The following is a 9,707-nucleotide window of genomic DNA, read 5'->3' as shown; positions in this document are numbered from 1 at the left end:
GGTTGCTTCATTTTATTTGATTTCCCCCGACAAATTCAGAATTGATTCGTCGCCATTTATTCCCCGCTGCAATGTCGTATGCATCACCGGGTGCGGTGCGCGAAATATGAGTTTGGCATGAAATTCGCACCCGCGCTGGAAATGACGCTACCCGCTTAACTCAGCCCGGAGTCGGGTCCGAAACGGCACTCCGGTGACTAGCGTTGTCCCCATGCCGTCTCGTGTCGCAGTCGTCGGTGCCGGCCTCTCGGGCGCGTCTTGCGCCGCAGCGCTGCGCCAGCACGGGATCGAGGTCGACGTGATCGACCGCGGCCGAGCCCCAGGCGGCCGGATGGCCTCGCCCTCTCTGCATGGTCGCAGGGTCGACGTCGGAGCGGCGTACCTCACCGTCAAGGACCCCGAGTTCGTCGCCGTGGTCGAGGACTGGTCGTCGCGAGGGCTGGTGCGCGAATGGACCGACACCTTCGACGTCTTCTCCGCCGACGGTCACGGCCACACGTCCGGCCCGGTGCGATACGCCGCGCCCGGTGGTCTGCGGGCGCTGGTGGGCGCCCACCTGCCCGACCCATCCGTCGCGAACCTACGGCTGGACCGGCCCGTCAGTGCTCTCGACGAGCTGGACCACGACGCGGTCGTGTTGGCGATGCCCGACCCGCAGGCCGCCCGGCTGGCGCCCGACGCCGCCGAGTGGGTCTCCTTCGAACCGGTGATCGCCGTCGCGGCGGGGTGGACGCAGCGGTGCTGGCCGATCACCCACGCCGCGTTCGTCAACGACGATCCCGACCTGACCCTCGTCGCCGACGACGGATCCCGGCGCGGCGACGGCGCGGCCGTTCTCGTCGCGCACACGACCGCAAAGCGGGCGACCGCCCACCTCGACTCACCGGACCAGGCCATCGCTCCCGTCCTCGCCGCGCTTGAGCGCGTCCTTGGCGTCTCGGCCACCCCGGAGTGGACCCACGCGCACCGCTGGACGTTCGCGAAACCCGTTGGCACACATGGCAACGAGGCGTTCGGCCTCACCACGCACGGCGATCGTCCGCTCGGTCTGTGCGGTGACACCTGGTGCCCGTCGGGTGCGCCGCGCATCGAAGCGGCCTGGCTGTCCGGGCACCGGCTCGGTGAGGCCCTCGCCGCACGACTCGGCTGAGCTGCCGTCAGAGCCGGTACTCGTTCAGCAGACTCCTGCTGATGATGGTCTTCTGAATCTCGCTGGTTCCCTCGCCGATCAACAGGAATGGTGCGTCGCGCATCAGCCGCTCGATCTCGTACTCCTTGGAGTACCCGTACCCGCCGTGGATGCGGAAGCTCTGCTCGGTCACCTCTGAGCAGAACTCGCTGGCAAGGTATTTCGCCATCCCGGCGGCGACGTCGTTGCGCTCGCCGGAATCCTTCAAGCGGGCCGCGTTGACCATCATCAGGTGGGCGGCCTCTACCTTGGTGGCCATCTCGGCGAGTTGAAATGCGATGGCCTGATGCTCGACGATCGGCTTGCCGAACGTCGACCGCTGCTGGGCGTAGCGGATCGCGAGCTCGAATGCCCGGATGCCTACCCCGCATGCACGCGCGGACACGTTGACGCGGCCGACCTCCACGCCGTCCATCATCTGGAAGAAGCCCTGCCCAGGCGCCCCGCCGAGCACGTCCGCCTCCGCGGCCCGGTAGCCGTCGAAGATCAGCTCGGTGGTGTCGATGCCCTTGTACCCGAGCTTGTCGATCTTGCCGGGAATGACGAGTCCCGGCAGCACCTCACCGAAGCCGGCGGGCTTCTCGACGAGGAAGGCCGTGAGGTTGCGGTGCGCCCTGTCGGCCCCTTCATCCGTCTTCACCAGTGCCGCAACCAGGGTCGAGCTTCCGCCGTTGGTCAGCCACATCTTTTGACCGTTGATGGTGTACCCACCGTCGGCATTGCGGACCGCCCTGGTGCGGATGGCCGCGACATCGGAGCCCAGTTCGGGTTCCGACATCGAGAAGGCGCCGCGCACCTCACCGGTCGTCATTCGCGGCAGGAAACGCTCCTTCTGCTCGTCGGTGCCGTGCTGACGGATCATGTACGCGACGATGAAGTGGGTGTTGATCACCCCGGACACGCTCATCCACCCGCGCGCCAACTCCTCGACGCAGAGCGCATAGGTGAGCAGCGACTCCCCCAGTCCCCCATACTCTTCGGGGATCATCAGGCCGAACAGCCCCATCTCCCGCATCTGGTCGACGATCGCCTGCGGATAGGCGTCGGCGTGTTCGAGCTCCTGGGCGTTGGGGATCACCTCTCTGTCGACGAACTGCCGTACCGCCGCCACGATCTCGGTCTGCACGTCGGTCAGCCCGGCCGTCTGCGCAAGTCTGGTCACGCGCGATCCCACCCCACGACCATCAGATGTGCCTGCCGCCAGTGACTTCCAGGACGGTGCCGGTCATGTACGAGGACAGATCGGAGGCCAGGAACAGGGCCACCTTGGCGACCTCGTCGGGCTCGCCAGGCCGGGCCATCGGAATCTCGGCGAGCTTGGCGTCCCAGATCCGTTGCGGCATGGCCTCGGTCATCGCCGAGCGGATGAGACCCGGTTGAATCGCGTTGATCCGCACGCCGAGATGCGCGACCTCCTTGGCGGCGGCCTTGGTCAGCCCGACGATACCTGCCTTGGCTGCCGAGTAGTTGGTCTGGCCGATCAGGCCGACCTTGCCCGAGATCGACGAGATGTTGACGATCGCGCCGCTCTTGTTCTCGCGCATGACGTTGGCGGCCCTGCGCGTACCGTTCCACGTGCCCTTGAGGTGGACCGCGATGACTTGGTCGAACTGCTCCTCGGTCATCTTGCGCATGGTGGCGTCGCGGGTGATGCCCGCGTTGTTGACCATCACGTCGAGTCCGCCAAAGGTGTCCACGGCGGCGGCAATCAACGCCTCGACGTCCGTCGCGCTGGTGACGTCGCAGCGCACCGCGGCCGCCACGGCGCCGCCGCCCAACTTCGCCACGGCCGCCTCGCTGGCCTGCTGATCGAGATCACCGAGCACCACCCGCGCGCCCTCGGCCACGTAGCGTTCGGCGATCGCGAGGCCGATCCCCTGCGCCCCGCCGGTCACGACCGCGGTCCGCCCCTCGAGAAGTGCTGCCATGTGTCCAAGCCCCTTCGTGCAGTCCGTGAGGGTTGAATATAGAGACCGCGGATGCCATGCCCACCGAACATGCCCACCGAACATGCCCATCGATCACGTCCCGAGGAGCACCCACCCATGCCTGACAGCGACGTCAGCGATCAGGACTTCGGCGACATCCTCGGCGCGACGCGCGACTTCGTCCGCTCCGTCGTCGTGCCGCGCGAGCTGGAGATCATGAACGAGAACCGGGTGCCCGACGACATCCGCGACCAGACCAAGGCCATGGGCCTGTTCGGCTATGCCATCCCCCAGGACTGGGGAGGACTTGGCCTGAACCTCGTCCAGGACGTCGAGTTGGCGATGGAACTCGGTTACACGTCACTGGCGCTGCGGTCGATGTTCGGGACCAACAACGGCATCGCGGGCCAGGTACTGGTCGGCTTCGGGACCGACGAGCAGAAGGCTCGCTGGCTGGAGCGCATCGCCTCCGGTGAGGTCGTCGCATCGTTCGCGCTCACCGAGCCTGGCGCGGGATCGAACCCATCGGGGTTGCGCACCAAGGCAGTTCGGGACGGCGACTCCTGGGTGCTCACCGGTCGCAAGCAGTACATCACCAACGCCCCGACGGCCGACCTCTTCGTCGTCTTCGCGCGCACCAGGCCCGCGGACGACGACGGACCCGGCATCGCCGTGTTCCTGGTGCCCGCCGATGCCGATGGCGTCGAGGTCGGGCCGAAGGACGCCAAGATGGGCCAGGAGGGCGCCTGGACGTCCGACGTCAACCTCGACGGGGTCCGGGTCGGTCCCGACGCCCTGATCGGTGGCTCCGAGGACCTCGGCTACCGGGCCGCGATGACGTCGTTGGCCCGTGGCCGCATTCACATCGCGGCGCTGTCGGTCGGCACCGCGCAGCGGGCGCTGGACGAATCGGTGTCCTACGCCGCGAGCGCCACCCAGGGCGGGACGCCGATCGGCGGGTTCCAGCTGGTGCAAGCGATGCTCGCCGACATGCAGACCGGCGTGATGGCCGGCCGCGCGATGGTTCGCGACGCCGCGCGGATGTGGGTGACCGATCAGGACCGCCGCATCGCACCGTCGGCCGCCAAGCTGTTCTGCACGGAGATGGTCGGGAGGGTGGCCGACCTTGCGGTCCAGGTTCACGGCGGGTCCGGTTACATGCGCGACGTCCCCGTCGAACGCATCTACCGCGACGTCCGGCTGCTGCGGCTCTACGAAGGCACCAGCGAGATTCAGCGCCTCATCATCGGCGGCGGACTGGTCAAGGCCGCGCAGCGCGCGAGCCGGGGTTAGTGTCGACCATGTCTTCCGGTCCGGCTGCCGAGCTCGCCGACGTCTACCGCGCCTACCTCCGCTGCCTGAACGAACGGAGGTGGAATGACTTGGGGCAGTTCGTCTCTCCACGGCTCACCTACAACGAGAAGCCGATGACCATCGACGACTACCGGGAAGCGCGGGAAGGCGAAGCCCTGGCGATCCCCGATCTCGGCTACACCATCGACCTGCTCGTCGCCGACACCAACACCGTCGGTGCCCGGTTGCTGTTCCGCTGCACGCCCGAGCGGCCCTTCCTGGGCTTTCAGCCGACGGGCGCAACCATCTCGTTCGCGGAGCACGTCTTCTATCGGTTCGACGGATCGAAGATCGCGCACGTGTCGTCGCTGATCGACGTCCCCGCCATCGGTGCGCAACTCGGGCAGTGAGGCCGTCACGCGCCGGCTGCGGACAGCTCCGTCGACGACGGCAATGCCGCGGTAGGTGCGTTCGCCATCACCAGCTGGTAAAGCGGGGTGCCCCAGGCGTGGGCCCCGCTGGCCGCGGGCACGTAGGCGGTGTGGATCGCGATGCCCGCGGCTGTCACCTCGCTGTTGACGTCCGGATCGAAGTCGCAGACCGGGTCGCCGACGTCGCACACGCTGATGGTGCGCGCGCCGATCTCGGGTGGCAGCGGTGACGTGGGCGCCGAGGCCAGGAACGAGTGCTCCTGGGCGACGCCCTTGCCGCCCGGCACGCTTGCGGCCGAGCCCATGTTGAAGGTGGTGTCGCCGGGCAGCCGGTCTCCGTCGGCGATCAGGAGGGCGGCCGCGACGTGCGGATCGTCGGCGAGGTCGTCGAGGTTGCGGTGAATCACCATGGCGCCCTGCGAGTAGCCGGCCAGCACCACCTTGGTGTCCGGGCAGCGCTCGGTGAACGCCGCGAACTGGTCGGCGGCGGCGTCGGTGCCCTCCTCGACACTGTCCATGAAGTCCATCCAGCCGCCGAGGCCGTCCTCAACCGGCACCGGCGCCGCGGGATACTGCACGGCCTCCGCGGTCATGGTGTAGCCCGAAGCGGCCAACGCCGAGCTGAGCTGCTGATACGACTGGAAGACCGCGCCGCCCATGCCGCCGTTGGACATCATGCCCGCGGCGTCGCGTTGCCCCGAGCCCGCGGCACCGATCCAGTGATAGTCACCGCACCCGGGTGCGGCGGCAGCAGTTCCCGCCGACAGCCCGACCATTCCAGCCAGTGCCATGCCTGCGACCACGACGGTCAAGCCCAGACGACGAATCACGATGTTCTTCCCTCCGACAGCCGGTTGATCGCTAGTGGGGCCTCGCGCGTTACGCACAGTGACAAACTTCGGGGGTGACCCGCCTGCAAGTGGACGCCATCCGCGAGTACTTCCCCGCCCTGAGCGACGGCACCGCCTACTTCGACGGGCCCGGTGGATCCCAGACGCCGAGGCCGGTGGCCGACGCCATCCGCGACGCGCTGCTGCACCCGCTGTCGAACCGCGGAAGCGCCACTCTCGCAGCTCGCAACGCCGAGGAGATCGTCGTGCAGTGCCGTCGCGCGCTCGGCGACCTGCTGAACGCCGATCCCGACGAGGTGATCTTCGGCCGCAGCATGACCGCCCTCACCTTCGACCTGTCCAGGACGCTTTCGGCGCGGTGGGCGCCTGGCGACGAGGTCGTCGTGACCCGGCTCGATCACGACGCCAACGTCCGACCGTGGGTGATCGCTGCGGCAGCGGCGGGCGCCGTGGTCAAGTGGGTCGACTTCGACCCGGGGACCGCCGAACTGCCGGTGCGCAACGTCGAGGCGCAGCTCAGCGAGCGCACCCGGCTCGTCGCCGTCACGGCTGCGTCGAATCTCGTCGGGACGATGCCCGACGTACGGGCCATCGCGGCGCTGGTGCACGATGCGGGAGCACTGCTCTACGTCGACGGCGTGCACTACACCGCCCACGACGCCGTCGACGTGCGCGCGCTCGGCGCCGACTTCTTCGCGTGCTCGCCCTACAAGTTCCTTGGGCCGCACTGCGGCGTCGTTGCCGGACGCGCCGAGCTGCTGAGCGAGTTGCGCCCCGCCAAGCTCTTGCCCGCCACCGACCGGGTGCCCGAACGCTTCGAGCACGGCACGCTGCCCTACGAACTGATGGCGGGCACGACGGCGGCCGTCGACTTCCTCGCGGGCATGACCGACGCCGTGGGCAGCCGCCGCGAGCGACTGATCGCGAGCATGACGGCGTTGGCCGAACACGAGGATGCGCTTCGCACGCGCATCGAGGACGGGCTGCATCGGCTGCCGGGCGTGACCATCCACTCCCGCGCGGCCAGGCGGACACCGACGTTGCTCGTCACCTTCGCCGACCAGCGGGCCGCGGCGATCAGCGCCGCCCTCGCCGACCATCTCGTCAATGCGCCGTCGGGCTCGTTCTACGCCTACGAGCCGACGCGCCGACTTGGGCTCGGCGACGACGGCGGGCTCCGCATCGGGTTGGCCCCGTACAACACCGCTGACGACGCCGACCGGCTTCTCGGCGTGCTTTCTGCAACTCTGAGCTGATGTCCACCAACGTCGTTGGCCGACACCGCTCACCACAGTGGGCCGACGTCGATGCATAACCGGCATTATGCATATCCGTCAGATTCGTTGCGATTTCGGGCAGATGGACGCGTGTGAGCTGGCACATCCCTGCTCGAATACCGTCACTATCAAGATGATTCACCAAAACGGCTGATCTCACCCTCGTACCGACTCGCCGTCCATCGCACCCCCTGGCGGCATTGGCGGGGCGATCTTCAACCGCCCCTCCCGACGCTCTATTCCCAATCTTCCCTGGAAGAAGGCTGTGAACCGGTCGGACACCAACACCGAGTCGCCACTACATAAGTCGCGTGATATATGTACGAGGTGGCAGATCAGGCGACCGAACGAGTCGTCAGCACGTGCGTAGGACAGTTCCTCGATCAGGCCGTGGATCTCACGGCCCGATTCCTCACCGACCGCGCAGACCTGAGCGCGTCCGCCGTGTTCGCCCTGAACAGGATCAGCCGGGAAGGGCCGCTGCGGTTGACCACGCTGGCCACCAAGGAAGGCGTCAGCCAGCCGTCGATGACTCAGCTGATCAATCGTCTCAAGGGCCATGATCTGGTGACCAGCCTCGCCGACCCCGGCGACGGGCGCGCCACCCTCATCGGCATCACCCAGCACGGCCTCGACGTCATCGACGAGCGCAGGCAGCTCCGCCGCGAACGGCTCACCGAGTTGCTCACGACGCTGTCATCCGAAGAGGAACACGTGCTGTGGCTCGCCGCGCAGGTCGCCTTCCCGATCCTCCAACGACTCGCCGCGAATGCGGAGGACGCATCGGAGAGCGACGTAGCCGAAGCCGACCAGATTGATGAAGGGAACTGAGGTGAAGTCGATTCCGATCGGCCGCGGCCTGAAGAAGGTGTGGATTCCGTTGGTCCTGATCGTCGTCCTGGCGATCTCCGGGTTGGTCGTGTCGCGGCTGCACCGGCAGTTCGCCTCCCAGGACCTCAACGCCAACGCGGGTGCGGGCATCGAGATCGTGCAGTTCAACCCGAAGGTCATGGTCTACGACGTGTACGGCTCGGGAAGCACCGCCCAGATCAGCTACTTCGACCCGGACGCGAACGTGCACACGGTCTCCGTGCCGCTGCCGTGGTCGATCACCTTGTCGACGACCCTGCCGACCGTCAGCGCCAGCCTCATGGCCCAGACCGATGGCGATCAGATTGGATGCCGAGTCACCGTGAATGGAACCGTCCGTGAGGAACAAACCGCCGATGGGATCGACGCCCAGACCTACTGCCTGGTGAAGTCGGCATGACGCACGCCACTCCCACCGAGGATCCGGAAAGCCCCGTCGCCCCCGCAGAGGCTGATTCCGTAGACCACCCCAAGCGGCCCTACCTGCCCCACGCCATCCGGATCTTCTCGATCCCGATCGTGCTGTTCTGGATCGTCGTCGCGGTCATCGTGAACGTCATCGCCCCGCAACTCGAGGTGGTCGGCGAGCTGCACTCCGCGCCGATGGCTCCCGAGGACGCACCGTCGATGACGTCGATGAAGTTGATGGGCGCCAACTTTCAGGAGTTCAACTCCAACAGCACCGTCATGGTGATCATCGAGGGCCAGCAGCCCCTCGGCCAGGACGCGCACGACTACTACAACGAGATCATCAAGAAGCTGCAGGCAGATCCCCAGCACATTCAGCACATCCAGGACTTCTGGGGGGACACCCTGACCGCCGCGGGCGCGCAGAGCGCCGACGGCAAGGCGGCCTACGTGATGATCAACCTCGCAGGCGAACAGGGACAGACGCTGGCCAACGAAGGCGTCGACAGCGTCCGCAAGGCCATCGAGGACACCAAGGCGCCCCCCAACGTGCAGGCCTACGTCGCGGGCCCGGCCGCGTTGACCGACGACCTACACGTCATCGGCAACGCGAGCCTCGCGCAGATCACGCTCTTCACGCTCATCGCGATCGCGTTCATGCTGCTGGTCGTTTACCGGTCGATCGTCACCACCCTCATCCAGCTCTTCCTGACCGCGATCGGGTTGTTGACGGCGCGCGGCGTGGTGTCGGTGCTGGCCATGAACGACGTGTTCGGACTGACGACGTTCGCGGGCAACATCCTGACGATGTTGGCGATCGCCGCGGCCACCGATTACGGCATCTTCATCTTCGGCCGCTACCGAGAGGATCGGGGCCTCGGCCAAGACCGGGAGGACGCGTACTACGCGACGTTCAAGTCCGTGGCGCCGGTCATCGTGGGTTCCGGCCTGACGATCGCGGGCGCCACCTACTGCCTCAGCTTCGCGCGGCTGCCCTACTTCAGCACGATGGGCGCCCCCGTGGCGATCGGCATGATCGTGGTGGTGCTCTCGGCCGTCACCTTGGGGCCCGCAGTCCTGTTCCTCGGCAGCAAGATCGGGCTGTACGAATCCAAGCGCCCGGCCCAAAGTCGCTTCTGGCGCAAAGTCGGCACGGCCGTAGTCCGTTGGCCGGGACCGGTGTTCGTCGTCAGCCTGTTCGTGGTATTGATCGGCATCGTGGCGATTCCCGGCTACAAGCCCGCATACAACGATCAGTACTACCTGCCCGACGACGCTCCGGCCAACGTCGGGTTCGCCGCTGCCGACCGGCACTTCTCCCAGGCGCGAATGAATCCCGACATCCTGATGATCAACTCCGAACACGACATGCGTAACCCGGCCGACATGCTGGTGCTGAATGCGGTGGCGCGCAACGTGATGCACACCGAGGGCATTGCGATGGTGCAGAGCATCACGCG

The 9,707-nt window shown here is 67.0% G+C and carries 10 protein-coding genes; 7 read left to right on the top strand and 3 right to left on the bottom strand.

Annotated elements, in window-relative coordinates; genetic code table 11:
* Positions 1 to 211 precede the first annotated feature (211 nt).
* Complete coding sequence (locus tag ABW137_RS23440) at positions 212 to 1,150, top strand: NAD(P)/FAD-dependent oxidoreductase (RefSeq protein WP_526403849.1); 939 nt, start codon at positions 212 to 214, stop codon at positions 1,148 to 1,150.
* A gap of 7 nt (positions 1,151 to 1,157) precedes the next feature.
* On the opposite strand, the gene ABW137_RS23435 is transcribed toward ABW137_RS23440, so the two are convergent.
* Together ABW137_RS23435 and fabG are read right to left on the bottom strand one after the other, a co-directional pair.
* Positions 1,158 to 2,351, bottom strand: coding sequence for an acyl-CoA dehydrogenase family protein (locus tag ABW137_RS23435; protein WP_526403848.1), 1,194 nt, complete (start codon positions 2,349 to 2,351; stop codon positions 1,158 to 1,160).
* Positions 2,352 to 2,373: 22 nt separating this feature from the next.
* Entirely contained in the window at positions 2,374 to 3,117 is a 744-nt protein-coding gene (gene fabG / locus ABW137_RS23430) for a 3-oxoacyl-ACP reductase FabG (RefSeq protein WP_526403847.1), read from the bottom strand.
* Between the two features lie 117 nt (positions 3,118 to 3,234).
* Between fabG and ABW137_RS23425 the strand changes: the two genes are divergently transcribed.
* Both ABW137_RS23425 and ABW137_RS23420 read left to right on the top strand, forming a co-directional pair.
* Positions 3,235 to 4,410 carry an acyl-CoA dehydrogenase family protein gene (locus ABW137_RS23425; protein WP_526403846.1) on the top strand — a complete coding sequence of 392 codons (1,176 nt, stop codon included), beginning with the start codon at positions 3,235 to 3,237 and terminating at the stop codon, positions 4,408 to 4,410.
* A gap of 8 nt (positions 4,411 to 4,418) precedes the next feature.
* The gene (locus ABW137_RS23420) at positions 4,419 to 4,820 is read left to right on the top strand and encodes an ester cyclase (RefSeq protein ID WP_526403845.1); all 402 of its coding nucleotides are present in this window, start codon (positions 4,419 to 4,421) and stop codon (positions 4,818 to 4,820) included.
* A 5-nt stretch (positions 4,821 to 4,825) separates the two neighbouring features.
* Here the strand turns inward: ABW137_RS23420 and ABW137_RS23415 are convergent, their stop codons facing one another.
* Positions 4,826 to 5,671, bottom strand: coding sequence for a cutinase family protein (locus ABW137_RS23415; RefSeq protein WP_526403844.1), 846 nt, complete (start codon positions 5,669 to 5,671; stop codon positions 4,826 to 4,828).
* Positions 5,672 to 5,745: 74 nt separating this feature from the next.
* Here ABW137_RS23415 and ABW137_RS23410 point away from each other — a divergent pair, with 74 nt between their 5' ends.
* The 4 genes from ABW137_RS23410 to ABW137_RS23395 form a co-directional block, all read left to right on the top strand.
* Positions 5,746 to 6,948 carry a cysteine desulfurase-like protein gene (locus tag ABW137_RS23410; protein ID WP_526403843.1) on the top strand — a complete coding sequence of 401 codons (1,203 nt, stop codon included), beginning with the start codon at positions 5,746 to 5,748 and terminating at the stop codon, positions 6,946 to 6,948.
* A 348-nt stretch (positions 6,949 to 7,296) separates the two neighbouring features.
* Positions 7,297 to 7,800, top strand: a complete 504-nt coding sequence (locus tag ABW137_RS23405) for a MarR family transcriptional regulator (RefSeq protein WP_526403842.1) — start codon at positions 7,297 to 7,299, stop codon at positions 7,798 to 7,800.
* On the top strand, positions 7,787 to 8,239 hold the full coding sequence (locus ABW137_RS23400) for an MmpS family transport accessory protein (protein WP_526403841.1): 453 nt from the start codon (positions 7,787 to 7,789) through the stop codon (positions 8,237 to 8,239). Before ABW137_RS23405 ends, ABW137_RS23400 begins: the two co-directional genes overlap by 14 nt.
* A partial coding sequence (locus ABW137_RS23395; protein ID WP_526403840.1) for an MMPL family transporter occupies positions 8,236 to 9,707 on the top strand: 1,472 nt, incomplete at its 3' end. The genes ABW137_RS23400 and ABW137_RS23395, both read left to right, overlap by 4 nt.

The sequence above is a fragment of the Mycobacterium sp. genome (assembly GCF_040509115.1).
Classification (GTDB): Bacteria; Actinomycetota; Actinomycetes; order Mycobacteriales; family Mycobacteriaceae; genus Mycobacterium.
Note: the sequence above shows the minus strand (reverse complement) of the source record. Positions and strands in the feature narration are given on the sequence as shown.

Bases quoted from the DNA above. Each gene is read 5' to 3' on its own strand.
- ABW137_RS23440 (WP_526403849.1), top strand. From the start codon at position 212: ATGCCGTCTCGTGTCGCAGTCGTCGGTGCCGGCCTCTCGGGCGCGTCT.
- ABW137_RS23425 (WP_526403846.1), top strand. From the start codon at position 3,235: ATGCCTGACAGCGACGTCAGCGATCAGGACTTCGGCGACATCCTCGGC.
- ABW137_RS23420 (WP_526403845.1), top strand. From the start codon at position 4,419: ATGTCTTCCGGTCCGGCTGCCGAGCTCGCCGACGTCTACCGCGCCTAC.
- ABW137_RS23400 (WP_526403841.1), top strand. From the start codon at position 7,787: ATGAAGGGAACTGAGGTGAAGTCGATTCCGATCGGCCGCGGCCTGAAG.
- fabG (WP_526403847.1), bottom strand. From the start codon at position 3,117: ATGGCAGCACTTCTCGAGGGGCGGACCGCGGTCGTGACCGGCGGGGCG.